A 24,394-nucleotide genomic window follows, 5' to 3' on the forward strand; every position below is an offset into this window, starting at 1 on the left:
CTCATGACTGCCACGCTACGCGCCTCGCTTCGCCCCTACACCCTCGCCGGCCTGCTGGCCTTTGCCGCGCTGGGCATGCCGCCGCTGTGCGCCGCGCCAGCCAAGGCGCCGGCGGCGGAAACGGCCGATGGCGGACGCTATTTCGGCCCCCTCGTCGCGGGCAAGATGCATGGCCAGGGCCGGCTCGAATACGCGAGCGGCGCGTTCTACGAAGGAGGTTTTGCGCGCGGCGTGTTTTCCGGCCAGGGCAAGCTGCGCCAGGCGTCCGGCGTCGAATACACGGGCGCGTTCCGTCAGGGCGCCTTCGATGGCCTCGGCCGCTACACCTCGCCCAAGGGCGAAATCTATGCAGGCAGCTTCGTCAAGGGCAGCTTCGAGGGAGAAGGCCGCTTCCAGGGCGCCGATGGCGCCACCTTCGAAGGCCATTTCAAGCACTGGCGCCCGCACGGCGCCGGCAAGCTGACCGACACGGACGGCACCGTCTTCGAAGGCGACTTCGTCCAGGGCCAGGTGCAGGGCAAGGCCAAAGTCACCACCAGCGACGGCATCCACTACGAAGGCGAGCTGAAAGACTGGAAATTCGAGGGTGTAGGCGTGCTGCGCACGGCCGACGGCGACGAATACCGGGGCGGCTTCAAGAATGGCCAGTTCGACGGCAAGGGCGTGCTGCGCTACGCCGTGGCGCAAGCGGACGGCCGGCGCGAAGACAGCGGCAACTGGACGGAAGGCCAGTTGGACGACCCGGCCGCAGACAAGCTCACGCGCGACAATATCGAGCTGGCCCTGTATAAGCAGCGCAGCCTGCTCGACGGCGCCCTGGCCCGTATCGCGCCGCGCGATGCGGCGAAAAAAATCAATCTGTATTTGCTGGGCGTGGCCGGCGATGGCGCACAGGAAGTGTTTCACCGCGAAACGGCCTTCGTACAGCGCCAGTTCGACCGCGATTACGGCACCGTGGGCCGCTCCTTGATGCTGGTCAACAGCCGCAACACGGTGGCGCAGCAGCCGATGGCTACGCGCACCAGCATCGCCGCCAGCCTCGACGCCCTGGGCGCGAAGATGGACAAGGCCAACGACATCCTGTTTTTATTCCTCACCAGCCACGGTTCGCCCGAGCACGAACTGGCGCTGGCGCAAAACGGCATGGACCTGCACAGCCTGCCCGCGCAAGAGCTGGCGTCCATGCTCAAGCACAGTGGCATCCGCTGGAAAGTCATCGTGATCTCGGCCTGTTATGCGGGCGGCTTCATTGCGCCCTTAAAAGATGACAACACCCTCATCATCACGGCCGCGCGCAGCGACCGCACCTCGTTCGGCTGCGACGACCAGAACGATTTCACCTACTTCAGCGAAGCGTATTTCAAGGAAGCCTTGCCCAAAAGCACCGGCTTTGCCGAAGCGTTCGACCAGGCCAAGGTGCTGGTGCGCGCGCGCGAGGCGGCCGATTTCCGCGAAGGCGGCATGGAGACGGAAGAGCATTCCGAGCCGCAACTGTTCCAGGGCAAGGCCATTGCCGCGCAGCTGAAGGCGTGGCGCGCGCAGCCCCGCTAAGCGCTTCTTTCTGTACAATAGCCGTCACCATGCGCCGATTCTTCCTCATTTTGCTGCTGTTCGTGCTTCCGCTCCAGATGTCCTGGGCCGCGGCGAGCGCGTATTGCCTGCACGAGGAAGGCAAGGCGGCGCAGCACCTGGGCCACCACAGCCACCAGCACAAGGCCGAGGCAGATGCGGACAAGCAACCCGCCAGCGACAAAAAAGGCCAGCCGCACAGCGACTGCAACGTCTGCCACGGCATCGGCCACGCATGGCTGCCAGCCGGCTCCAGCCTGCCCATCGGCGACATGGCGTCCGTCAACGCGGACACCTCCCCCTTCTTTTACGCTTCCCACATCCCGGACGCTCCCAAGCGCCCTGACTGGTCGTCGGCCGCCTAGGCCGACGGGACGTTTCAATCACTTTTCGCAGTAAGTCAGGCGCAGGCCTGCGCGTCCCGTCGAATTCTTTTCCATGCTTTTGGAGAATTCGATGCACCGATTCATTTTCTTGCTCTCCGCTGGCCTGCTGGCCGGCAATTTTGCCCATGCACAAGCTCCGCAGGAGCCTGCCACCCCCCTGACCTTGCCCGCCGCGCTGGCCCTGGCAGAGGGCGGCAACGCCACTTTGTCCGCCGCCCGCCACGAACTGGCGGCCCAGGGCGGCGCCCTGCAGCAGGCGCGCGCCCGGCCCAATCCGGAACTGCAAACCGTGCTGGAAGACACGCGGCGCGCCACGCGCAGCACCACCGTACAGCTCAATCAATTGATCGAACTGGGCGGCAAGCGCGGCGCCCGCACGGCCGTCGCCCAGCGCGGCGAAGACCTGGCGCAAGCGGGCCTGTCCCTGCAGCAAGCCGACACGCGCGCGGCCGTCACGTCCGCCTTTGTCGACGTGCTGGCGGCGCAGGAAGGCTTGCGCCTGGCCGACAGCGCGCAAGCGCTGGCCGCGCGCGCCAGCGACATCACGGCGCGCCGGGTGACGGCCGGCAAGGCCTCGCCCGTCGAGGAAACCCGCGCCCGTGTCGCCGAAGCGAGCGTGCGGCTGGAACTGAACCTGGCCCGCAGCACCCTGGCCAGCGCCCGCAAGCGTCTGGCCGCCCTGTGGGGCAACGCCACGCCACGCTTCAGCGTGGCCGAGGGACGCCTGGAAACCTTGCCGGAACTGCCGCCCGCCAGCGAACTGGCGGCGCGCCTGGGGCAAGCACCGGCCGTGCGCCAGGCGCACAGCGCGCTGGCCCAGCGGCAAGCCATGCTGGACGTGGAACAGCGGCGCGCCACGCCTGACGTTACGGTGAGCATCGGCATGAAGCGCTCGGAAGAGCTGGGGCGCAACCAGGCCATCATCGGCCTGGCCCTGCCGCTGCCTTTATTCGACCGCAACGTGGGCAACAAGCTCGACGCCCTGCGCCGCAGCGACAAGGCCAGCGACGAGCTGGCCGCCGCCCGCATCGCCGTGCAAACGGACGTGGCAGCCGCCATCGAACGCCTGGCCACGGCCAGGCTCGACGTGGAAAGCTTGCGCCAGGACATCTTGCCTGGCGCCCAAAGCGCCTACGACGCGGCCAGCAAAGGCTTTGAGTTCGGCAAGTTCGCCTTCCTCGACGTGCTCGATGCCCAGCGCACCTTGCTGCAAGCCAAAAACCAATACCTGCGCGCGCTGACGGAAGCGCAGCACGCCGCCGCCGACATCGAGCGCCTGCTGGGCGCCCCTGCCTCCCTGTAAGGAACACCATCCATGAACATCACACTCAACAAAAAGCAGGCGATCGCCATCGGCACCATCGCGGCCGCCGGCATCGTGCTGGCCATCCTCATCCTCGGCACGGGCAAGTCCGGCGCCCCTTCGGTCCCTGCCGCCAAGGCGGAAGCACATGCGGAAAAGAAAGACGAACACGGCCACGAAGAAGTGGAAGGCAAGCTGGAATTGACGGCGGCGCAAAGCAAGGCAGCCGGCGTCGTCATCGCCACGGCCGCGCCTGGCCGCATCAAGACGACGGTCGCCCTGCCCGGCGAAATCCGTTTCAATGAAGACCGCACGGCCCACGTCGTGCCGCGTCTGGCCGGCGTGGTGGAAGCCGTGCATGCGGACCTGGGCCAACTGGTGAAAAAGGGGCAAGTGCTGGCCGTCATCGCCAGCACGGAATTGTCGGAACAGCGCAGCGAGCTGCTCTCGGCGCAGCGGCGCCTGTCGCTGGCCCGCTCCACGTATGAGCGCGAAGAAAAACTGTGGCGCGAGAAAATTTCGGCCGAACAGGATTACCTGCAGGCCCAGCAAGCGTGGCGCGAAGCGGAAATCGCCGTGCAGAACGCGCAGCAAAAGCTCAGCGCCCTGGGCGCCACGAGTACCAGCAAAGGTCCGCTGAACCGCTACGAGATCCGCGCGCCGTTCGACGGCATGGTGCTGGAAAAACACATCACCCTGGGCGAAGCCGTCAAGGAAGACGCGAACATCTTCGTCATTTCCGACCTGTCGACCGTGTGGGCGGAAATCGCCGTGCCGGCAAAAGACCTGGCCACCGTGCGCATGGGAGGCAAGGCGGAAGTGAAAGCGTCCGCATTTGACGCAAGCGCACAAGGCACGATCACCTATGTGGGCGCCTTGCTGGGCGAGCAGACACGCACGGCCAAGGCACGCATCAGCTTGCAGAACCCCGACATGGCGTGGCGTCCGGGCCTGTTCGTCACGGTGGAAGTGGTGTCCGGCGAAGCGGACGCGCCCGTCACCGTGCACAGCACGGCCATCCAGACGGTGGAAGACAAGCCCGTCGTCTTCGTGCAAGTGAAAGATGGCTACCAGGCCACGCCCGTGGTGCCGGGCCGCAGCGATGGCACCTTGACGCACATCAAGCAGGGTCTGGCCGCCGGCACGCCGTATGCGGCGCAAGGCAGTTTTGTCCTGAAGTCCGAGCTGGGCAAAGATTCCGCCGGCCACGAACACTGATCACGTCAAACTAAAGGAAACCATCATGTTTGAACGTTTGATCCGCTTCGCCATCGACCAGCGCTGGCTGGTGATGCTGGCCGTGGCCGCCATGGCTGGCCTGGGCATCTACAGCTATCAAAAGCTGCCCATCGACGCCGTGCCCGACATCACCAATGTGCAGGTGCAAATCAATACCCAGTCCGCCGGCTATTCGCCGCTGGAAACCGAGCAGAGAGTCACCTTCCCCATCGAAACGGCCATGGCCGGCTTGCCGAATCTGGAGCAGACGCGCTCGCTGTCACGCTATGGCCTGTCGCAAGTGACCGTGATCTTCAAGGATGGCACGGACATCTATTTTGCACGCCAGATGATCAACGAGCGCTTGCAGGAAGCCAAGGAAAGCTTGCCGGCCGGCATCACGCCCAAGATGGGTCCCGTCTCCACGGGCCTCGGCGAAATCTACCTGTGGACGGTGGAAACGCAGGACGGCGCGAAAAAGCCCGAAGGCACGCCGTACACGCCGACGGACTTGCGCGAAATCCAGGACTGGATCATCAAGCCGCAGTTGCGCAATGTCTCGGGCGTGACGGAAATCAATGCCATCGGCGGCTACGCCAAGCAATACCAGGTGGCGCCCTACCCGGAAAAACTGGCCGCCTACGGCATCAGCCTGCAAGACGTGGTGACGGCGCTCGAGCGCAACAACAGCAACGTGGGCGCCGGCTATATCGAAAAGCAGGGCGAGCAATTGCTGATACGCGCACCGGGCCAGGTGGCCTCCAAGGACGACATCGGCAACATCGTCGTCGCCAATGTGCAGGGCGTGGCCATCCGCATCCGCGACGTGGCCGACGTGGTGCTGGGGCGCGAATTGCGCACGGGCGCGGCCACCGAAAACGGCCGCGAAGTGGTGCTCGGCACCGTCTTCATGCTGATCGGACAGAACAGCCGCGCCGTCTCGCAAGCCGTCGACAAGAAAATGCTGGAGATCAACCGCAGCCTGCCGAAAGGCGTACACGCCGTCACCGTGTATGACCGCACGGTCCTCGTCGACAAGGCGATCAATACGGTGAAGAAAAACCTGCTCGAAGGCGCCGTGCTGGTGATCGCCATCCTGTTCCTCTTCCTCGGCAATATCCGCGCGGCCGTCATCACGGCCATGGTGATCCCGCTGGCCATGCTGTTCACGTTTACGGGCATGGTGCAATACCATGTCAGCGCCAACCTGATGAGTTTGGGCGCGCTGGATTTCGGCATCATCATTGATGGCGCCGTGGTGATCGTGGAAAACTGCGTGCGCCGCCTGGCCCATGCGCAGCAGAAACTGGGACGGCCATTAACCTTGCAGGAACGTTTCCACGAAGTGTTTGCGGCATCGCAAGAGGCGCGCCGGCCCTTGCTGTATGGCCAGCTGATCATCATGGTCGTGTACCTGCCGATCTTTGCGCTGACGGGCGTGGAAGGCCGCATGTTTACGCCGATGGCCCTGACGGTGGTGATTGCCCTGCTGGGCGCCATGCTGCTGTCGATCACTTTCATTCCCGCCGCCGTGGCGCTGTTTATCGGCGACAAAGTGGCTGAAAAGGAAAACGCCATCATGCGCGCCGCCAAGCGCTGGTATGCTCCGCTGCTGGACAAGGTGATGCGCAACACGCCCGTCGTGCTGGCGGGTGCGGCCGTGGCAGTCGTGCTGTCCGGCTTGCTCGCCACGCGCATGGGCAGCGAGTTCGTGCCCAGCTTGAACGAGGGCGACATCGCCATCCAGGCCCTGCGCATCCCCGGCACCAGTTTGACGCAATCGCTGGCCATGCAGCAGCAGCTGGAAAGCAAGCTGATGGCAAACCACAAGGAAATCGCCCGCGTGTTCGCCCGCACGGGTACGGCCGAGATCGCGTCCGACCCCATGCCGCCGAATATTTCCGACGGCTACATCATGCTGAAACCCCGCGACGCATGGCCGGAACCGGGAAAATCGCGCGAGCGCTTGCTGGCGGAAATCGAAGCGACGGCCACCAGCTTGCCCGGCAATAACTACGAGTTTTCTCAACCGATCCAGCTGCGCTTCAATGAACTGATTTCCGGCGTGCGCAGCGACGTGGCCGTGAAACTGTTCGGCGACGACATGCTTGTCCTCGACAGCACGGCGGCGAAGATCGCCGGCGTGCTGGGCAAGATTCCCGGTGCAACCGAGGTGAAAGTCGAGCAGACGACGGGGCTGCCCATGCTGACGGTGCAGATCGACCGCGAGCAGACGGCCCGCTATGGCCTCAACATTGCCGACGTGCAAGCGGCCATTGCCACGGCCATCGGCGGGCAAGAGGCGGGCACCCTGTTCCAGGGCGACCGCCGCTTCGACATCGTCGTACGCCTGCCCGACAGCCTGCGCAGCGACCTGGAGCAACTCAAACGCCTGCCCATCGCCCTGCCCCTGGGTGCAGCGGCGGAAGGCCGCGCGCGCTTCATCCCGCTAGGTGAAGTGGCCAGCCTGCACCTGGCGCCGGGGCCGAACCAGATCAGCCGCGAAGACGGCAAGCGCCGCATCGTCATCAGCGCCAACGTGCGCGGGCGCGATATCGGCTCGTTTGTCGCCGACGCCACGCAGCAGCTGCAAGCGCAAGTGGCCATTCCCGCCGGCTACTGGACCAGCTGGGGCGGCCAGTTCGAGCAATTGCAATCGGCCACGAAACGCCTGGAACTGGTGGTGCCCGTGGCCTTGGCACTCGTGTTCGTCTTGCTGTTCGCCATGTTTGGCAACGTGAAGGATGGTTTATTGGTGTTCAGCGGCATCCCGTTCGCCTTGACGGGCGGCATCGTCGCCCTGTGGCTGCGCGATATCCCCATGTCGATCTCGGCGGCCGTCGGCTTCATCGCCCTGTCCGGCGTGGCCGTGCTGAACGGCCTCGTGATGATCGCCTACATCCGCCAGCTGCGCGAACAGGGCATGCCCTTGCAGGAGGCGATACGCGAGGGAGCGATCACGCGCTTGCGGCCCGTGCTGATGACGGCGCTGGTGGCCTCGCTGGGCTTCGTGCCGATGGCCATTGCCACGGGCACGGGCGCCGAAGTGCAGCGTCCGCTGGCCACCGTGGTGATCGGCGGCATTTTATCGTCGACGGCATTGACCTTGCTGGTGCTGCCGCTGCTGTACCGGCTGGCGTATGCCGCAAGAGGTAGGTCGGATTAGCGCGCAAGCGCGTAATCCGACACATTGTTGACGCCGCTGGTGGCGTCGGATTACGGCCTTTCAGGCCTAATCCGACCTACGCCCTGCCGCTGCTGTACCGGCTCGCGTATGCCGCAAGAGGTAGGTCGGATTAGCGCGCAGGCGCGTAATCCGACACATTGTTGACGCTGGTGGTGGCGTCGGATTACGGCCTTTCAGGCCTAATCCGACCTACGCCCCGCCGCTGCTGTACCGGCTGGCGTATGCCGCAAGAGGTAGGTCGGATTAGCGCGCAAGCGCGTAATCCGACACATTGTTGACGCTGGTGGTGGCGTCGGATTAAGGACGGCGGTAGCCGCCCTCAATCCAGTTCGCCGCTGACGTGGCATTGAACTTGAAGGCGGCCGAGGTGCGCACCTTGGCGATCTGTTCGCCATCGGCGTCGTAGGCGCTCAGTTCCGCGTACGGATGGTCTTCGTCGGGGACGATGTCGAACATCACCTTGACTTGCCCCTCGTCGGTGGCGACGAACAGGTTCTTGTGCAGTTGCGCATGCAGCTGCTGCTCGTGGCGGCGCAGCACTTCCGACGCCGTCTTGACCAGGGTATTGAACGCGTTCACGTCGAGCGGCTTCGGGTTTTTCTTGTCGCGGCCCATGGTCCACGGGCCCACCAGCGCCGGCTCCGGCTCGCCATCCTTGATCATGGCCACGGCCCAGCCTTCATCTTCCTCATTCTTGATCACCCTCGCCGTCCAGCCATTGCCTACCCACAGGCGCGGCTCCTGGATCGGGGCGTCATTGTCTGGCTCGGCTGCTTCGTCGGAAAAGTCGGGGAAATCGGTACTCATGGCGGTGCTCGTGGTGGAAGGTCGGGGCTAGCATGATAGTCGAAAACGCCCTCCCGTGCCGCATCGCCGGAAGCGAAACGGCACGTCCTACGGCACGAGCCAGCCTGCCACCAAGGCAACTGTCAGCACATGGACATGGCAGGCCGGTTGGGCCAGGTCAGCGGCGGGCCGGGCGGTACCCAGCGCGGGTCGATGGCCGGCAGCGGCGCATGGTAATTAAAGGGATTGATGATGATCGGCGGTATCGCCGATGGCGCGCCGACAGGCTCGGCGCAAGACTGCGTGGCGCTACGCTGGCGCGTGCTTCGATGGTGGGAAAGGGATAGCGATTGATCCCCGGTATCTGCAAACAAAAGCATGTTGCCCTCCTTGCGAGAGTGAGGTATTCAGTATAGGACGGCTTGCGCACATTACAAGAAAAGAAATCTTGTTCCAGATCAGCGTTTTTGCCCCGCCAGCGCCTTCCATACCGTGAAAATGACGGCCTGTCGCACGCCGCTGGCGGCCAGCCGGGCGCGCGCCTACAGTGTGACCATGCAAGACCCCATCACCCACACACCGAGGCTTACCATGAAAAAACTGCTCACCTTCGTCCTCATCGTCATGCTCGCCTGCCTGTTCCTCGACAAAATCAGCGGCAGCGACATGCACATGCAGTTCAACGGCGACGATGTCGACGGTCCGCTCGAGTGGCTGTTCGGCCTGGTGTTTGCCGGCGGCGGCTTGCTGGTCGCCGCCATTGCAGTGGTGTGCGCCGCCGTCGTCACGGGCGTCGTCCTGGCGGGAGTCGGCGTGGTGCTGATCGCCGTGGTGGCCCTGTGCGTGGTGCTGGCGCTGGCCTTGAGCACGCCCGTGCTGCTGCCGCTGCTGATTCCCGTCGCCATCGTCTGGCTGATCGTCAGCCGCAACCGCAAACAGGCGCAAGCGCGCCAGCACAGCCTGTAATCACTGCGCCATGAACTTGCTGAGCACGCCGTCGCCGCCGCCGTCATTCTGCTCTATGCGGTTGCGCCCGCCCCGCTTGGCCCGGTACAGCGCCTCGTCGGCGCGTGCCAGCACGGCGTCGCAATCGGCATCGGTGCCGGCCATGGCGGCCATGCCGATGCTCACCGTGATGGTGATCACGATGCCGCCATCGATGGTCAGCGAACTTTCCGCCACGCGCCGGCGCAGCCGTTCCGCAAACACGGCCGCCGCCGCCAGGTCGGTACCAGGCAGCAAGATGGCGAATTCTTCGCCGCCCACGCGGCCCGGCACGTCGACCTTGCGCAAGGCCTGGCACATCAGCGCGCCCAGGTGACGCAGCACGGCGTCGCCCACGGCGTGGCCATACTCGTCGTTGACGCGCTTGAAGTGATCGATGTCGAGCATCAGCACGCTGGCGCAGCTGGCCAGCTCGCGCTGCAAGCGGGCATGCTCGTTTTCCAGCGACGCCATGAAGTGGCGCCGGTTCGGCAAGCCGGTTAAAAAATCCGTGGTGGCCAGTTGCAGCAGTTCCGCATTCATGCGCTTGCGCTCGGTGATGTCGAGCGAGGACACCATGACGAAATCGAGGCTGTCCGCATGGCCGGGCATCACCAGCAAGCTCAATTCATTTTGCCGCGCCGCGCCGTCGAGACGCACGAAGCTGCTTTCGCACTCGAACAGGTGGGCGCCGCCAGCCAGCGCCAGCAGCGCGTCGCCGAAGCGGGGCAAGGCGCTGTCGTCGAAATTCTGCGCCAGGCTCAAGGCGCCGCGGCGCTGGTCGTCCTCGTTGGCGCGCACCTGCGCCAGCGCGGCGCCGTTCGCATCGATGATGCGCACCAGGCCCGCCAGTTGCCGCAGCGCGTCCGGACTGGCCTGGAAATGAGCGCCCAGGTCGCGCACGCCAGCTTGTTCGAGGGCATCGAGCGCGGCGCGCACGGCCGACCAGTCCTGTTCCCACAGGGCCACGGGCGCATGATCGTACAGGCTGCGGAAACGCGCTTCGCCCGCGCGCAGGGCCAGCGCCACCTGCGCCTGTTCGATGGCCATGCCGGCCAGGTGCGCCGCCTCGCTCAGCCGCGCCAGATGGGCCGCGCCCGGTAACGTGGGCTGGCGGTGATACGCCATCAGCACGCCCAGCAGCTTGCCCGAGCCGCCACGCACGGGTTCGGCCCAGCACGATTGCAACTGGGCCCGCCACGCCAGTTCCATCGTCTCTTGTGCATCGGCAACCGTATGCAAGTCGCCGACGATCACGCGCAAGCCGTCGCGCAGCGCTTGCGCGGCGATGCCATGCACGCCCTGCAGAGTGTCGAGGTCATGGCCATGGCTGGACAGGTTGAAAAACGCGGGCAAATTGGGCGCGGCGCCCAGCACCAGGCGGTGGCGGCTTTCATCGAGCAGCAAGATGCTGCACAGCATGGCGGGATGATCGGCTTGCACGCTCAGCACCACGCTTTCCAGCACCCGCTCCAGCGGCGCGCCCGTGGCCAGCATTTCCAGCACTTGCCGCCGAGTATGCTCGCGCCGCTCCATCTGGCTGCGCTCGCTGATATCGCGGAAGGTCCACAGGCGCGCCTGCTCATTGCCCAGCTGCATGCTGCGCACATATTGCTCGACCACCCGACCATCGCGCAGGTGCAGCACGTCGCGCCGCTCGCGGTGGCCGTGCGGCGCGTGGGTGCGTGCCCCGAGGAAAGGCGCCGCCTGCTCCAGCTGGCTTTCCACATGGCGCACCAGCGCCGCGCCATCGGCTTGCCAGTCGAGCGCATCGGGCACTTGCCACAAATCGCGGAAGCGCCGGTTCGAGGTGAAGATGCGGCCATCGATATTGTCGACCAGAATGCCGTCGATGGTCGAATCGAGAATGCTGCGCAGCATGGCCTGGCTGCGTTGCGCCGCCTCGGCCATCGCCAGCACGCTCGCCTGCCCCTGCTCCAGCTGGCCCGTCAGTTCGCTCGAACGCGCCAGCGCCGCCTGGGCGCGGGCGCGGCCCGCCGCCAGCAGCCACGTGGCCAGCGCCAGCACGATGCTGGCCAGCAGCCCCGTCCAGGCCACCAGGCGAGGGCGCGCCAGCAATTCGCCATCGAAGCCCGGCATGGTGCGCACGCGCAAGGTCCAGGCATGGCCGGCGATGCTGATCGCTTGCCGCGACACCAGGCTGTCCGAGGCGGCAGACGACAGGGCGCCCGGCAAGCTGTCATACATCAGGGCCGCCTCGGACAATTGCGCGCCGTCATAGATTTCCAGGTCCAGCTGGCGCGCGCTCTCGCCGCCCACGCCCGCCATCAGGTCGCCCATGCGAAATGGCGCAAACACCCAGGCGCGCAAGGCGGCGCGCCGCTGCGCCACGCTACCATGCAGCAAGCCATTGTCATACACGGGCAAGACGACCAGGAAGCCATGCGCCTGGGCGCTGCCGCCATCCTGCACCAGGTGGATCTTGCCCGTCATGGCCGCTTGCCCCGTGTCGCGCGCCTGCTCGAGCGCGGCGCGGCGCACGGGTTCGGAGCCGATGTCGTAGCCGAAGGCCAGCAGATTGCTCTCGCTTAACGGTTCCAGATACGTGATGGGCGCATGCCAGTCGCGCTGGCCGTGCGGACGCACCGCATAGCCGGGATAGCCGTCCGCGCGCACGCCTGCCTCGTGCCGCGCCAGGGCGGCGCCGGACAACAGCGGCAGGTAGCCGATGCCGTGGATGCCAGGAAAGTGGCGATCCACCTGCTGCGCCGCCAGATAGGCATGGAATTCGCGGCGCGTGACTTCCTGCGAACTGGCATACAGTCCCTGCACCCCGTGCAGCACCTGGATGTAGGTCTGCATGCGGCCGACAATGTTATTAACCAGTTCGCGCACGCGGAAATCGAAATCGGCCTGCACCTGCTGTTCGCTGGCGTCGTCGGCATTGCGCCAGGCGCCATACGTCAATCCCAGGCACAGCGCCAGCACCAGGGCGGCCAACACGCGCGGTCCCACCCAGTGCGACACTGGCCGGGCAAACCACGACGAAGACGCGCGTGTAGGCATGACAGGCTGGCAGGCAGAACGGACATCAAACCGCTACACGGCCAGCAACATGGCTGGCAGCGGGCTGTACAACTACCATCGGTAGTCGATGAGAATGATAGTACGTTACAGCGGGCGCCCTTGCAATGCTGAATATTGTATGAAAAAAATCACATATTTCGTCAATGCAACGATGTCCACGCCAAGAAACTTCGTTGCCGTGAAAACCATCTCCGCCGGCTGGTATGATCGCCCCGCAATCCATCACCGAGGAGCCGCGTTTGCAGCACGATAGCTGGCAGGGAACACTCTGGCTGGCGCCGGACTTTGCCATCTTGCATGGCGCAGCGGGCGCCACGGACAGCCACGCCCATTATGCGCACCAGCTGATGCTGAGCACGGGAGCGCCCTTCACGGCCGAGCTCGACGGCATCGTCCACACAGCGCAGCACTTGCTGGTCGACAGCCTGCGCCCGCACGCCATCCTGGCCGCGCCAGCGCCCATGCTGACCATCTATGCGGAACCGCAGCGCCTGAGCGGCGCGGCCCTGCTGGCGGCGGCCGGCGGCGCCGGCGTGCCCAGCCTGGACAATCTGGCCGCAGCGCTGCAGGCGCAGCCGCGCGAGCGCTTGCCCGATCCCCGCCTGCTGCGGGCGCTGGACAAAGTCGACGCGCTGCTGTCGGGCAAGGTCAGCGCGGCGGCCGTGGCCGAGGCGGCGCATTTGTCGCTGAGCCAGCTGGAACGCCTGTTCAGCGCCCAGCTGGGCCTGCCCGTGCGGCGGCTGGTGCTGTGGCGCCGCCTGCGCCTGGCCATCCGTTTTATATTGCTCGGCAGCACCCTGACGCAGGCGGCCCACGGCGCCGGCTTTGCCGATGCCGCGCATTTTTCGCGCACCATGCGCAGCCTGTTCGGCGTGCGCGCCGACCGCAGCTTGCGCCAGCTCAACGTCAAGCTGCTCGATTGATGACGCGATTGAGCGCCTGCTTCAAGCCGGCCGGCAACTCGGGCGCGCGCACGCCCTCTTCCGCGCGGAACGGTTCGATCAGTTGCGCCCCATACGCGGGCGGGTAGTCGGGACGGCTGCCGATGCCCAGATCTTCGCCCCGCATGCGGTAGCCGGGCGCGTCGAAGGCCGTGCCCAGCAAGCGGTCCCAGCAGGTAAAAAACAGGCCGAAATTCACGTCTCCGGCCGTGCCGTACTTCATGTGGTGAAAACGGTGCAGCGGCGCCCAGGCGAACACGTGGCGCAGCGGGCCCATGCGCATGTCGACATTCGCGTGCTGCAGCAGCAACTGGATCGCCACGGCAAACGCCAGCACGGCCATGACAGCTTCCGGTATGCCCAGTAGCAGCAAGGGCAGCATGCCGCCCGCCGCTTCCAGCAACAGGTGCAGCGGGTGTTTCATCCAGCCATTGAAACCGTACATGCGCTGCACGCTGTGATGCACGGCATGCAGTTTCCACAGAAAGTAATAGCGGTGGCTCAGGTAATGCACGAGCGTGATGCCGCAGTCGGCAATGAGGATGGCCAGCAGCAGCTGCGTCCAGAACGGCAACTGGACAGGCCAGAATGCACCCAGCGCCAGGTGCCCGGCCAGCAGGGGAAACGCTGCCAGGCCCAGCAGATACAGCGCTTCATTGACGAGCGCATGCAGCGTATCGCGCCAGCCGTCGCCGTGACCGTGGTTCCACGCGCCGTCATACGGCGCATAGCGTTCGGCAAGAAAGGACGTGAGCAGGGCCAGCAGCAGCAAGGGCGGCAAGACCCAGAAGGAATGGTGGCACACCGCGATCAGATAACTGGCGGCGCCGATGAAGCCGGCCCAGAACGCGGGGCCGTACAGCGCGGCAAAGAGGGATTTCATGGCAAGACGCTCCTGTGGCAAAAACCACAGCATGGCTGCTCTCTCCGCCGCGCCGCTTGAAGAAACGGCGCAAACTGTTTTTTACTTTGCTGCCTTGCGCGCAGCGTATTGCTGGTAGCCATTCGCGCGCAGGGCGCAGGCGGGACAGGTGCCGCAGCCATAGCCCCAGTCGTGCAGCTCGCCCCGTTCGCCCAGGTAGCACGTATGCGTGCCGCTGCGGATCAGGTCGACCAACGGCTGGCCGCCCAGGTCTTCCGCCAGGTCCCAGCTTTGCGCCTTGTCCAGCCACATCAGCGGCGTTTCCAGCTTCAAGCGCGTGTCCATGCCCAGGTTCAGGGCCACTTGCAGGGCCTTCATCGTGTCGTCGCGGCAATCCGGGTAGCCGGAGAAATCCGTCTCGCACATGCCGCCCACCAGCACCGTCAAGCCGCGGCGATACGCCACGGTGGCGGCCACTGTCATGAACAGCAAGTTGCGTCCAGGAACAAAGGTGTTCGGCAAGCCGTTTTCCTGCATGACGATCTCGACGTTCTGCGTCATCGCCGTGTCGGAAATGGCGGAAATGAGCGACAGGTCGATCATGTGATCCTCGCCCAGGCGGCTGTCCCACTCGGGCGACTGCTGGCGCATCTGTTCCAGTACGCCGGGGCGCACGGTCAGCTCGATCGCATGGCGCTGGCCATAATCAAAGCCGATGGTTTCGACGCGCTTATAGTGCTTCAAGGCCCAGGCCAGGCAGGTAGTGGAATCTTGTCCACCGCTAAACAGCACCAGTGCGGAGTCCGTTGCTAGCATAAATTTTCTTTCTATGTTTTTATCTGTTGCAATAGTGCGTAGGGAAACGAATTCCCCATGCAAAAAATACTTATTCGTCCGCCATCAGTTTACCTATTCCGGTAACATGCAGTCAGCATTTACTCATCTGGAGCACCATGTTTTCTGCACGACCCATACGGCATACGGCTGCCGGCAAGGCGATACGACCACGAATTTTGGCACAAGTAGTGACAAAAGCAATGGGTCAACTGACACTGGCCGCCGCCGGCGGTGCCATATTGCTGTTTCCCATCGCCCATGCCGGCGCGCAGGAGGCGGTGCAAGAGCGCCCGCAAGACGCCGTTGCCGACAGCCCCGCCAGCACGGAAGCGGCACCCGCCCCGCTGCAGTACGAGGTCAAGGTCAACGCGCCCGGCGACCTCGATGAGTTGCTTGAAAAAAACCTGGACCTGGAACGCTTCCGCGGCAACCCGCGCATGGACCGCGAGCAATTGCGGCGCCTCGTGCGCGCTACGCCCGAAGAAGCCAAAAACCTCATTGCCACGGCCGGCTACTACACGCCCGTCGTCACGGTGCGCGTCGATACGACGGGCGCCAAACCCGTCGTCATCGTCGACGTCGATCCGGGCCAGCCCGCGACCATCGACAAGGTCGAACTGGAATTGCGCGGCTTCGATCCCACGCCGCCGCTGGCTGCCAGCGAACCCTACGATACGGAAGCGCTGAAACGCAGCTGGGCCCTGAAGACGGGCAGCGTGTTTCGCCAGTCCGACTGGGAAGCGGCCAAGCGCGCCCTGCTGCGCGAAGTGGTGCAGACGCGCTACCCGCGCGCCCAGCTGGTCGACACGCAAGCCGTGGTCGATCCGGAAACGCACAAGGTATCCCTGCTGGTGGTGCTCGACAGCGGCCCCGAACTGCGCTTCGGCGAGCTGCGCATCGAAGGCCTGAAACGCTACCCGGAAGCCATCATCCGCAACCTCGACAAGATACGTCCGGGTGAATACTACAGCGAATCGGCGCTGCAATCGTTCCAGGCGCGCCTGCAGGACACGGGCTACTTTGCCAGCGTGGAAGTGAGCGCCGACATGAGCAGCATCCTGGGCGAGCAGATCGAGGCGGGCCAGGAAAGCCAGGCGGCCGAGGCCGAAGGTGCCTCCGTGACGAAACCCGCCAACCGCGGCCCCGCGCCGCTGCTGCCGCTGGTCGTGCGAGTAACGGAAAACAAGCAGCAGAACGTCAGCGCCGGTCTCGGTTTCAGTACGAATACGGGCAATCGCGCCCAGCTCAACTATGACAACCTGAACGTGTGGGGCACGCGCTTCAAGAGCGCGATCACCATGGAAACGAAGAAACAGGCGGCGCACGCCAATTTTTATTTCCCCACCACTGAGCGCGGCTACAACGACAGCGCGGGCGCCTCGTTCGAGCGCAGCGACATTTCCAACGAAATCACGGCCGTCACGACCATTTCGGCCAAGCGCAACTGGGGCGGCACCAACCTCGAGCGCAGCCTGACGTTCGAGTTCCTCAGCGAAGACAAGACCGTCGTGGGCCTGGAACAGACGCGCAGCAAGAGCTTGCCGTTGACCTATGCCATCACCAAGCGCAGCCTCGACAGCTTGCTGTTCCCCACCAAGGGCTATGTCATCAATGCCCAGGTGGGCGGCGCCCTGCTGCCCGTGCTGACGGACGAGCGCTTCGTGCGCGTGGCCGGCAAGGCCGTGTATTACCGTCCGCTCGGTGAAAAAGGCGAGCTGATCGTACGCGGCGAAATGGGCGCGCTCGGTTCGAAGGAAAAACGCGGCGTGCCGGCCGTCTACCTGTTCCGCGCGGGCGGCGACCAGTCGGTGCGCGGCTATGCCTACCAGGAACTGGGCGTCAAGGAAGGCGACGCCACGGTCGGCGGGCGCTACATGCTCACCGGCAGCGCCGAATACCAGTACTGGTTCAAGCCGAAGTGGGCCATTGCCGCCTTCTATGACGCCGGCAACGCGGCCGATACCGTGAAGGTGGCCATGACGCCGAAATCGGGCTATGGCCTGGGCGGGCGCTACAAGAGCCCCGTCGGCCCCATCAATGTCGACGTGGCGTATGGCCACGCCGTCCACGCCTACCGTTTGCACTTCTCTCTGGGATTCACTTTCTGATGTCCGATATGACTACCGAATCGCCCGGCGCCGTCCCTCCGCCGCCGGCGAAAAAACCGCGCCGCTGGGTGCGCTACACACTGATCGCCATCGCCAGCCTGGCCGTGCTGCTGGGCGGCGCCTTCTGGTTCCTGGGCCGCGAATCGACCTTGCAGATGCTGGTGCAAAAAGTGGCCAGCGCCAGCGGCGGCGACATCGAAGTGTCGGGCGTGTCCGGCTCGCTGTACAACCGCATGCACCTGGGCCACGTCAGCTACCACAGCAAGACGCAGCACATCACGGCCGACAATATCGACATCAACTGGTCGCCGTTCCAGTTCTTCTCGGAAGGCATCGCCATCAGCGAACTGCACGTGGCCAGCCTGTCCGTGGAAAGCACGGCGCCGTCCGAGGAACCATCGACCATGCCCGCCAGCCTGGCCGCGCCGTTCAAGATCGGCATTGCCGACGCGCGCCTGGACAAGGTGACCCTGGTCAGCGCGGGCGGCAACACGGTGTTTGAAAAGATCCACTTCACCTTGTCCGGCGACAAGACGCAATGGCAGCTGGAAGACGCGTCGGCCCTGACGCCATTCGGCCAGGCCACGGCCAGCGCGACGATTGCTGCCACGCAGCCATTCAAACTGTCGGGCAAGGCCGGCTTGACGCAGCTCAAGGCCGCCGCCGGCGAAAAACCGGCCGCCCTGGCGCTGCAGCTCGGTGGCGACCTGAATGTACTGAACGTGACGGCCAAGGGCAGCGCGGGCGCGGCCACGGCCGACGCCCAGCTGGCGCTGGCGCCGTTCGATCCCGTCATCATCCTGCGCTCAGCCAATATCCGTGGCCGCAACATCAATCCGGGCAAGTTCGACGCCACCTTGCCGCAGGCGGACCTGAGCCTGGAACTCGACGCCGCCATCGACACGCGGCCAACCAAGCAAACCGTGTCGGGCAAGCTGGCCATCCTCAACCACGCCACACCGGGCCCCATCGACCAGCAAAAGCTGCCGTTGCGCCAGTTCGAGGCGCGCCTGGGCGGCACCCTGACGGCCACGACGCTCGAATCGGCCATCATCGATTTCGGCAATGCGGGCAAATTCACGGGCAGCGGCAAGCTCAACCGCGACGCGGCCGATGCGCCCATCGGCAATGCGCAGCTGACCTTGCACACGGACAAGATCGACTTGCAGCACATATACAGCAGCATCAACAGCACCAAGATCGTGGGCGATATCGTGCTCGACAGCGATGGCAAGACGCAGACCCTGCGCGCCAAACTCGGTGAAGCCAAGCTGCGCCTGGATGTGGAAGCTACCCTGGCCGATTCATTGGTGCAACTGCGCAAGGCGACCTTGCAAGCGGGTAAAAGCAGCGTCAATGCGACGGGCCAGATCAGCCTGAAGGATGAGCAGCCCTTCAAGGCCGTGGCCAGTACCAGCCGCCTCAATCCCGCCGACTTCGGCGCCTTCCCCGTGGCCGACCTGAACCTCGACGTGCGCGCCAGCGGCCACGTGGCTCCCCAGTGGCTGGCGAATGCGGACTTCACCGTGCGCCCCAGCAAGCTGCTTGACCAGCCGTTGTCAGGCAAGGGCAAGCTGACGGCCGATGCGGCGCATTTCAGCGGCATCGACGTGCAGTTGGCACTGGGCAAGAACAACGTGACGGCCAAGGGCAACTTTGGCGGCGCCGGCGAAAAGCTCAACTGGAACGTCGATGCACGGCAACTTTCCGCCCTGCAGGGCGACTTGCTGGGCACGGTGCTGGCCAGCGGCGTGGTGCAGGGCACCCTGCAGCAGCCGCGCACGAGCTTTGTTGCCGATGCAAAGGGATTGGGCCTCACCAGCGGCAAGCGTCCCGCAGCGGACAGCGCCATCCACGCCAGCGGCGACGTGGGCTTGACGGGGCCGAAGCAGACAGCGGAACTGAAAATGACGGGTTCCCTGCAAAAGATCAACCCGGCCGCGTTTGGTGCATCGCTGCCCAACGGCAACGTCAATGCGGACTTCAACGGCAGCGGCCGCCTGAGCGGCGACTGGCAAGTGGCCCTCAACCTGGCCCTGCGCGAATCGACCCTGCAAAATGCCCCGCTGGCCGGCTACGCCAAACTGTCCGCCAACGCGAAACGCATCGACAGCGTGGATACGGAATTGCGCCTGGGGCCGAACAGCCTGCTGGCCAAGGGCGCGCTCGGTGGCGCCACCGACAAGCTCACATGGAAACTCGATGCGCCGCAACTGTCGACTCTGGGCCCGCGCTTTGCCGGCGTGCTGCAGGCAGCCGGCTCCGTCTCGGGCAAGATGGATGCACCCGCCGCGCAACTGACGCTCGATGGCCGTGACCTGACCTTCTTTGGTGACCAGCAACTGAAATCCATCAAAGGCAGCGCCAGCGTGGGCGCTGGCCAGGGCGCGCTCGACCCCATGGTCAGCAGCCTGGACATCACGGGCTACAGCACGCCCACCTTCAAGCTGGCCAGCGCCCGCCTGGGCACGACGGGCACGCGCGGCAGCCATACGGTGAACCTGGCGGCGCGCAACGACGATTTCGACGCCAGCGTGCAAATCCGCGGCAGCCAGAGCGGCGCCAGCTGGACGGGCACCATCGACAGCCTGCAAAACAAGGGCCGCTATGCGCTGGTGCTGCAAGCGCCCGTGCCCGTCAAAGTGGTCGGTCCCGCCGGCAGCGGCGTGGCGGGCCTGGGCCAGCCGGAACAGATCAGCGTGGGCAACACGGTCATCAAATTACCGGCAGGCAGCATCACCATGCAAAGCCTCGTCAAGAACGGCCCTCGCTGGACCAGTTCCGGCCAGGCGGCCGGCGTGGCGCTGACCTATCTGGCGCAAGTGATTCCGGCGCTGCAAGCCAATGCGCGCAGCGACCTGACCCTGGGCGCGCAATGGTCGCTCGACATGCAGGTGCCGACGGCCAAGCAGAAAGATCCATCATTGGCCGGCATGCTGCACATCTACCGCGAAAAAGGCGATGTGACGGTGGGCGTGGAACAACCGCTGGCGCTGGGCTTGCGCACCCTCGATGCCCGCGTGGATGTCGCCAACCAGCAATTGCGCCTGGCCGTGAAACTGGATGGCGCGCGCGCGGGACAGAGCGACATCAATGCCACCGTGCAAATGCTGGGCGGGCGCATCAGCAACGACAGCGCCCTCTCGCTGACGGGCACCACCAGCATCGATACACTGGCCTGGCTGGCGCCGCTGACGGGCCAGCCGGGCCTGGAACTGGGCGGCGCCCTGAAGGTGGCCCTGTCGGGCAGCGGCACCATCGGCGCACCGCAATTGAATGGCGACATCAACGGCAGCAAGCTGCTGGTGAACTGGGCCGACCAGGGCTTGAAATTGCGCAATGGCGTGCTGCAAGCCAAGCTGGCCGGCGATCAATTGCAACTGCAGCGGCTGAGCTTTGACGGCGGCGATGGCAAGGTGCAGGCTGATGGCTGGGTACGCTTTGCGAATGGCGAAGCGAGCCTGGAACTGAAATTGATGGCCGACCGCCTGCAGGCGCTGTCGCGCCCTGACCGTACCTTGATCCTGTCGGGCAACAGCACCCTGGTGCGCAACGACAAGCGCTTCAGCTTCGAGGGCAAGTTCAAGGCCAACCGCGCGCTGATCGAACTGGCGCCGCAGGATACCCCGACGCAAAGCAGCGACGTGGTGGTGCTGGGCAAGGAAGTCAAGGGCGGCAAGGAAGCGCCGACACTCCCGCTGAATATCGACCTCGAGTTCGACCTGGGCAACGCCTTCCACCTGCGCGGCATGGGCATCGATGCGGACCTGGCCGGCAATGTGCGCGCCCGTCTCATCAACCGCGCCGCGCCGCGCGTGACGGGCAGCATCAAGGTCACCAGCGGCCAGTACGCGGCCTACGGACAAAAGCTGTCGATCGAGCGGGGCCTGATCGCCTTCACGGGCGCCTACGACAACCCGTCGCTGAATATCCTGGCCGTGCGCAAGCGTCCCGAGGGCGAAGCCTTGTCGGAAACGAATGTGGAAGCGGGCGTGGAAGTGCGCGGCACGGCCCAGGCGCCGACGGCCAAGCTGGTGTCCACGCCGAGCGTGTCGGACAGCGACAAGCTGGCCTGGCTGATCCTCGGCCATGGCGCGGAAACGGCGGCCGGCGATGAAATGGCCCTCTTGACGACGGCGGCAGGCGCCCTCTTCGGCGGCTCCGGCGGCGGCTTGCAGGGCAAGCTGGCCAGTTCGCTGGGACTCGATGAGGTGGGCCTGTCGCAGGCGCAAGGGCTGGAAAGCACGGTCGTCACCGTCGGCAAGCGCCTGTCCTCGCGCGCCTACCTGACGTTCGAACAAGGCACGAGCACGGCGACGAGCCTGGTGAAACTCCGTTATAAACTGAACCGCCGCATCACCTTGCAATTCCAGACGGGCACGAACAATGCGCTCGACGTGTTGTACACGTGGGCGTTTGATTAGATTGGCGGCCAACAATGTCGTCGGATTACGCGGGGCGTTGCCCCACTAATCCGACCTACGCTCCATGTGCATGCGCGTAGGTCGGATTAGCGGCGCAGCCGCGTAATCCGACACTACCAGAAACACAAAGGGCGCCTCGGCGCCCTTTTGTTTGACTGCTGCAAACAGCTTACTCAGCCACGTCGAGCCCCCGCTCGATCATGCCTTCGACATACGCGCGCAGGTATTGTTCCAGCGCGGGGCCGGACAGCACGTTGGCCGTCAGCGCGCCGTGCGGCGAGCCCTTCAGCACGCCGTCGTGGTACACGCGCGCAATCCAGGCCACGTCCGCGCCCTGGGTGTAATCGAGTTCATAGTCGAACGATTCTCCGCTGACTTTGCGTGTGTAGACTTCCTTGACAATTGCCATCTAAAACAGCCTTTCTTGACGAGATTAACTGGGATGCGGGTGCGGCACGGGATCGTCCTGCGGCACCGGGTGCACGGGCCCCGGATGGTGCCCGGGCGCTTCTTGCGGCTCCGGCGCCGGCATGGGTTCATCGACGGGCGCCGGGTCGGGCGCGCGGTGGGCATGGATGACTGACATGGCTGGCCTCCCTGCAGACAAAAGAAGACCATACCACGAGATGCCCGCCGCCTGCCATGTAAATGTCAACATGCAACCTTTAGCGTTTGACAAGCATCGCCGCCCGTCCCCATCTGGCTTACAATCACTGTTTTACCCGTACCCGATTGCATACATGGAAACCACCACCCTCGCCCTGCTGTTACTGGTCCCGCTGCTGGTCTGGCGCATTTATTCGCGCCTGAAGAAACTGGTGGCGCGCCAGAAGTCGCAGCTGTGGCGGCACTGGAGCGTGGCGATCGCGTTTCCCGTACTGCTGTTGTTTCTGGCGACGACGACGAAATTCGACGTCCTGCCCCTGTCCAGCCTGGGCGCGGCGGCGCTGGCCGGCGGCTGGCTGGGCGTGCTGGGCCTGAAGCTGACGCGCTTCGAGCAGGTCGGCAAGGACTTTTTCTTTACCCAGCACCGCTACCTGGGCCTGGCCATCACGATGCTGTTCATCGCCCGATTGCTGTACCGCGGCATGGAGATTTACCTGAACTCGCGCCAGGACGTGCCCGTGCCGCCGCCACCGTTCGGCCAGAGCCCGCTGACCATGGCCGCCTACGGCCTCGTCATCGGCTACTACGCCGTGTATACCTGGGGCCTGGTGCGCTGGCGCCAGCGCAACAAGCCCTTGCAAGCGGCCGAATAAGCGGGATCAGTAGTACTGGCACAGGCCAGTACAGCTCGTCACCGCCAGCGCCTGGCGTATCGTCGCCAGCGCAGGCGCCAGGGTGGGATCGAGATCCTTGTCCGCCTCGGCCAGGCTGGTCAGCATGCGCTCGCGCAAGGGCGGCGCCATCAGATTGGCATTCGCCGTGGCGTGCTGCGCCGCCGCTGCCAGCATGACCTTCTTCTGCGCCACATTCCAGAACGGCACCTGCACGAACTGCACCACGTTCGCAAACATGGTGCTCGATCCCTTGCTGAAGGCGCGGGCGCGCATGCGCTCGGCACCGCTCACGTCCTGTGCCGGCTGCGTGCTGAACTCGGCTTCCATCAAACCGATCAAGTGCGCATGGCAATGCACGCCGAAGGCAAACAGGGCGGCCATTTCATCGCCATAATTGGCCAGGTTCTGCGTCACCTGCTCCCGGCGCGCCTGCTGCAGCTCGGCGCCGGACAGCAGCAGCGGCCGTTGCAAGCCAAACGTGTAATACGCCTTGCCCAGGTTGGTTGCCCGCTCGCACAGGGCCACGCTCTGGTTCATGTCTTGCAGCGCGGCCACGGGCGCCTGGAACAGGCGCGGGCCATCGGCGACCTGGGCAAACAATGCCGCCACGCCAGGGTCGGCCAAACGCGGCAAGCTGCCATCGGCAGTGGACGCGGCCACCATCGCTTCCAGGCGCGTGGCAGCTTGCTGGAAATCGGTATAGCTGTCGGCCCAGGCGGCAGGCGCCACGAGGGCGGAGGAAAGGCAGAATAAACGGCCGAGGCGGCGCAGCGGCGTAGAAATCAAAAAGGACATGGGATCAGGAAAACACTATTGAATAATTGGTAATTATAGGCAATCTGTATCCACAGTGCATTTAATTGCCTTTACAACAATACCCACCTAAGCGATGAGGGTGACGCGCGGCCAGCGCGCCGCATAGTCCTTGCTGGCCAGACGCTGCGCATAACCGTCCAGACTGATACGCGCCGGGTTGCGCCGCACTACCATGTCGAACAGGTCGTCGAGGCCATGCGGGGCGATGATGCCGATCTCGCCATCAGGCTGCAAATGGATACCAACCGAGGTGGCAAGCTCGGGCCAGGAAGCGATGGCGTCGTCGAGCGACAGCAGCGGCGGCACGGCATAGCCGAACTCGCCTTCGAACCACAGGTGCACCCTGGCCTGGTTGCACACCTCCCATGGCACGCCGGGGAGCACCATTTCCAGGCGCTGGCGCAGCTGCGTTTCGCTTTCCGGATGCACATCGTGCGCATCGAAATACGCCACATCGACGTCGCTCAAGGCCGATGGTTGCGCATAGCCATGCAAGGCGTCCCACACGAGGTTGCGCACGGCGCCGGCGCCGATGCAGCAGTGGGGCAAGCCCAGCTGCGCCACGGCGTGCAAGGCTTGCATGCACCACGGCGTGGCGCGGGCGATGGCGCGCAGACGCGCGGCCAGCGCTTCCTGCGTGCTCAT

General features: G+C 64.9%; 19 protein-coding genes. 10 read left to right on the forward strand and 9 right to left on the reverse strand.

The window, feature by feature from the left end; all coding sequences use genetic code 11:
• Window positions 1-3 precede the first annotated feature (3 nt).
• The 5 genes from ACPJXG_RS25505 to ACPJXG_RS25525 all read left to right on the forward strand — a co-directional run bounded on the left by ACPJXG_RS25505 (window position 4) and on the right by ACPJXG_RS25525 (window position 7,642).
• Window positions 4-1,551, forward strand: a complete 1,548-nt coding sequence (locus ACPJXG_RS25505; RefSeq protein WP_425252695.1) for a C13 family peptidase — start codon at window positions 4-6, stop codon at window positions 1,549-1,551.
• Between the two features lie 29 nt (window positions 1,552-1,580).
• A complete protein-coding gene (gene czcI / locus ACPJXG_RS25510) occupies window positions 1,581-1,934 on the forward strand; it encodes a cation efflux protein, CzcI family (protein ID WP_425252697.1) in 354 nt (117 codons plus the stop codon).
• Window positions 1,935-2,025: 91 nt separating this feature from the next.
• Window positions 2,026-3,258: a TolC family protein gene (locus ACPJXG_RS25515; protein WP_425252698.1), complete on the forward strand. Its 1,233-nt coding sequence runs from the start codon at window positions 2,026-2,028 to the stop codon at window positions 3,256-3,258.
• A gap of 12 nt (window positions 3,259-3,270) precedes the next feature.
• A complete protein-coding gene (locus tag ACPJXG_RS25520; protein WP_425252699.1) occupies window positions 3,271-4,476 on the forward strand; it encodes an efflux RND transporter periplasmic adaptor subunit in 1,206 nt (401 codons plus the stop codon).
• Between the two features lie 25 nt (window positions 4,477-4,501).
• The gene (locus tag ACPJXG_RS25525) at window positions 4,502-7,642 is read left to right on the forward strand and encodes an efflux RND transporter permease subunit (protein ID WP_425252701.1); all 3,141 of its coding nucleotides are present in this window, start codon (window positions 4,502-4,504) and stop codon (window positions 7,640-7,642) included.
• A gap of 318 nt (window positions 7,643-7,960) precedes the next feature.
• Here the strand turns inward: ACPJXG_RS25525 and ACPJXG_RS25530 are convergent, their stop codons facing one another.
• Window positions 7,961-8,470, reverse strand: a complete 510-nt coding sequence (locus ACPJXG_RS25530) for a hypothetical protein (RefSeq protein ID WP_035824298.1) — start codon at window positions 8,468-8,470, stop codon at window positions 7,961-7,963.
• Between the two features lie 122 nt (window positions 8,471-8,592).
• Window positions 8,593-8,829 carry a hypothetical protein gene (locus tag ACPJXG_RS25535; RefSeq protein WP_152598828.1) on the reverse strand — a complete coding sequence of 79 codons (237 nt, stop codon included), beginning with the start codon at window positions 8,827-8,829 and terminating at the stop codon, window positions 8,593-8,595.
• Window positions 8,830-9,040: 211 nt separating this feature from the next.
• On the opposite strand from ACPJXG_RS25535, the gene ACPJXG_RS25540 reads away from it, so the two are divergent.
• Window positions 9,041-9,415: a hypothetical protein gene (locus ACPJXG_RS25540; protein ID WP_176390738.1), complete on the forward strand. Its 375-nt coding sequence runs from the start codon at window positions 9,041-9,043 to the stop codon at window positions 9,413-9,415.
• On the opposite strand, the gene ACPJXG_RS25545 is transcribed toward ACPJXG_RS25540, so the two are convergent.
• Window positions 9,416-12,460 carry a sensor domain-containing diguanylate cyclase gene (locus ACPJXG_RS25545; protein WP_425252702.1) on the reverse strand — a complete coding sequence of 1,015 codons (3,045 nt, stop codon included), beginning with the start codon at window positions 12,458-12,460 and terminating at the stop codon, window positions 9,416-9,418.
• A gap of 224 nt (window positions 12,461-12,684) precedes the next feature.
• Here ACPJXG_RS25545 and ACPJXG_RS25550 point away from each other — a divergent pair, with 224 nt between their 5' ends.
• Complete coding sequence (locus ACPJXG_RS25550) at window positions 12,685-13,404, forward strand: helix-turn-helix domain-containing protein (protein ID WP_425252703.1); 720 nt, start codon at window positions 12,685-12,687, stop codon at window positions 13,402-13,404.
• On the opposite strand, the gene ACPJXG_RS25555 is transcribed toward ACPJXG_RS25550, so the two are convergent.
• Window positions 13,388-14,305: a sterol desaturase family protein gene (locus tag ACPJXG_RS25555; protein WP_425252704.1), complete on the reverse strand. Its 918-nt coding sequence runs from the start codon at window positions 14,303-14,305 to the stop codon at window positions 13,388-13,390. The genes ACPJXG_RS25550 and ACPJXG_RS25555 overlap by 17 nt on opposite strands.
• A gap of 81 nt (window positions 14,306-14,386) precedes the next feature.
• Complete coding sequence (queC, locus tag ACPJXG_RS25560; protein ID WP_425252705.1) at window positions 14,387-15,100, reverse strand: 7-cyano-7-deazaguanine synthase QueC; 714 nt, start codon at window positions 15,098-15,100, stop codon at window positions 14,387-14,389.
• Between the two features lie 221 nt (window positions 15,101-15,321).
• Between queC and ACPJXG_RS25565 the strand changes: the two genes are divergently transcribed.
• Together ACPJXG_RS25565 and ACPJXG_RS25570 are read left to right on the forward strand one after the other, a co-directional pair.
• Window positions 15,322-17,229 (forward strand): autotransporter assembly complex protein TamA, encoded by a 1,908-nt coding sequence (locus ACPJXG_RS25565; protein WP_425252706.1) that lies wholly within the window; start codon window positions 15,322-15,324, stop codon window positions 17,227-17,229.
• Window positions 17,229-21,653, forward strand: a complete 4,425-nt coding sequence (locus tag ACPJXG_RS25570; RefSeq protein WP_425252708.1) for a translocation/assembly module TamB domain-containing protein — start codon at window positions 17,229-17,231, stop codon at window positions 21,651-21,653. The genes ACPJXG_RS25565 and ACPJXG_RS25570 overlap by 1 nt, the downstream gene beginning before the upstream one ends.
• A gap of 169 nt (window positions 21,654-21,822) precedes the next feature.
• Here the strand turns inward: ACPJXG_RS25570 and ACPJXG_RS25575 are convergent, their stop codons facing one another.
• Together ACPJXG_RS25575 and ACPJXG_RS25580 are read right to left on the reverse strand one after the other, a co-directional pair.
• On the reverse strand, window positions 21,823-22,062 hold the full coding sequence (locus ACPJXG_RS25575; RefSeq protein WP_034753464.1) for a hypothetical protein: 240 nt from the start codon (window positions 22,060-22,062) through the stop codon (window positions 21,823-21,825).
• A gap of 24 nt (window positions 22,063-22,086) precedes the next feature.
• Window positions 22,087-22,239 carry a hypothetical protein gene (locus ACPJXG_RS25580; RefSeq protein ID WP_168208500.1) on the reverse strand — a complete coding sequence of 51 codons (153 nt, stop codon included), beginning with the start codon at window positions 22,237-22,239 and terminating at the stop codon, window positions 22,087-22,089.
• A 154-nt stretch (window positions 22,240-22,393) separates the two neighbouring features.
• On the opposite strand from ACPJXG_RS25580, the gene ACPJXG_RS25585 reads away from it, so the two are divergent.
• Window positions 22,394-22,912 carry a hypothetical protein gene (locus ACPJXG_RS25585; protein ID WP_425252709.1) on the forward strand — a complete coding sequence of 173 codons (519 nt, stop codon included), beginning with the start codon at window positions 22,394-22,396 and terminating at the stop codon, window positions 22,910-22,912.
• A gap of 6 nt (window positions 22,913-22,918) precedes the next feature.
• Here ACPJXG_RS25585 and ACPJXG_RS25590 read toward each other — a convergent pair whose 3' ends face one another.
• Window positions 22,919-23,728 (reverse strand): hypothetical protein, encoded by an 810-nt coding sequence (locus ACPJXG_RS25590; protein ID WP_425252710.1) that lies wholly within the window; start codon window positions 23,726-23,728, stop codon window positions 22,919-22,921.
• Window positions 23,729-23,815: 87 nt separating this feature from the next.
• Window positions 23,816-24,394 carry a nucleotidyltransferase family protein gene (locus ACPJXG_RS25595; RefSeq protein WP_425252712.1) on the reverse strand — a complete coding sequence of 193 codons (579 nt, stop codon included), beginning with the start codon at window positions 24,392-24,394 and terminating at the stop codon, window positions 23,816-23,818.

The organism is Janthinobacterium sp. NFX145 (assembly GCF_049810325.1).
Taxonomy (GTDB): Bacteria; Pseudomonadota; Gammaproteobacteria; order Burkholderiales; family Burkholderiaceae_D; genus Janthinobacterium; species Janthinobacterium rivuli.

What these genes read in the sequence shown, in the direction of transcription:
- ACPJXG_RS25505 (WP_425252695.1), top strand. Translation starts at nt 4, where the DNA reads ATGACTGCCACGCTACGCGCCTCGCTTCGCCCCTACACCCTCGCCGGC.
- czcI (WP_425252697.1), top strand. Translation starts at nt 1,581, where the DNA reads ATGCGCCGATTCTTCCTCATTTTGCTGCTGTTCGTGCTTCCGCTCCAG.
- ACPJXG_RS25515 (WP_425252698.1), top strand. Translation starts at nt 2,026, where the DNA reads ATGCACCGATTCATTTTCTTGCTCTCCGCTGGCCTGCTGGCCGGCAAT.
- ACPJXG_RS25520 (WP_425252699.1), top strand. Translation starts at nt 3,271, where the DNA reads ATGAACATCACACTCAACAAAAAGCAGGCGATCGCCATCGGCACCATC.
- ACPJXG_RS25525 (WP_425252701.1), top strand. Translation starts at nt 4,502, where the DNA reads ATGTTTGAACGTTTGATCCGCTTCGCCATCGACCAGCGCTGGCTGGTG.
- ACPJXG_RS25530 (WP_035824298.1), bottom strand. Translation starts at nt 8,470, where the DNA reads ATGAGTACCGATTTCCCCGACTTTTCCGACGAAGCAGCCGAGCCAGAC.
- ACPJXG_RS25535 (WP_152598828.1), bottom strand. Translation starts at nt 8,829, where the DNA reads ATGCTTTTGTTTGCAGATACCGGGGATCAATCGCTATCCCTTTCCCAC.
- ACPJXG_RS25540 (WP_176390738.1), top strand. Translation starts at nt 9,041, where the DNA reads ATGAAAAAACTGCTCACCTTCGTCCTCATCGTCATGCTCGCCTGCCTG.
- ACPJXG_RS25545 (WP_425252702.1), bottom strand. Translation starts at nt 12,460, where the DNA reads ATGCCTACACGCGCGTCTTCGTCGTGGTTTGCCCGGCCAGTGTCGCAC.
- ACPJXG_RS25550 (WP_425252703.1), top strand. Translation starts at nt 12,685, where the DNA reads ATGATCGCCCCGCAATCCATCACCGAGGAGCCGCGTTTGCAGCACGAT.
- ACPJXG_RS25555 (WP_425252704.1), bottom strand. Translation starts at nt 14,305, where the DNA reads ATGAAATCCCTCTTTGCCGCGCTGTACGGCCCCGCGTTCTGGGCCGGC.
- queC (WP_425252705.1), bottom strand. Translation starts at nt 15,100, where the DNA reads ATGCTAGCAACGGACTCCGCACTGGTGCTGTTTAGCGGTGGACAAGAT.
- ACPJXG_RS25565 (WP_425252706.1), top strand. Translation starts at nt 15,322, where the DNA reads ATGGGTCAACTGACACTGGCCGCCGCCGGCGGTGCCATATTGCTGTTT.
- ACPJXG_RS25570 (WP_425252708.1), top strand. Translation starts at nt 17,229, where the DNA reads ATGTCCGATATGACTACCGAATCGCCCGGCGCCGTCCCTCCGCCGCCG.
- ACPJXG_RS25575 (WP_034753464.1), bottom strand. Translation starts at nt 22,062, where the DNA reads ATGGCAATTGTCAAGGAAGTCTACACACGCAAAGTCAGCGGAGAATCG.
- ACPJXG_RS25580 (WP_168208500.1), bottom strand. Translation starts at nt 22,239, where the DNA reads ATGTCAGTCATCCATGCCCACCGCGCGCCCGACCCGGCGCCCGTCGAT.
- ACPJXG_RS25585 (WP_425252709.1), top strand. Translation starts at nt 22,394, where the DNA reads ATGGAAACCACCACCCTCGCCCTGCTGTTACTGGTCCCGCTGCTGGTC.
- ACPJXG_RS25590 (WP_425252710.1), bottom strand. Translation starts at nt 23,728, where the DNA reads ATGTCCTTTTTGATTTCTACGCCGCTGCGCCGCCTCGGCCGTTTATTC.
- ACPJXG_RS25595 (WP_425252712.1), bottom strand. Translation starts at nt 24,394, where the DNA reads ATGAGCACGCAGGAAGCGCTGGCCGCGCGTCTGCGCGCCATCGCCCGC.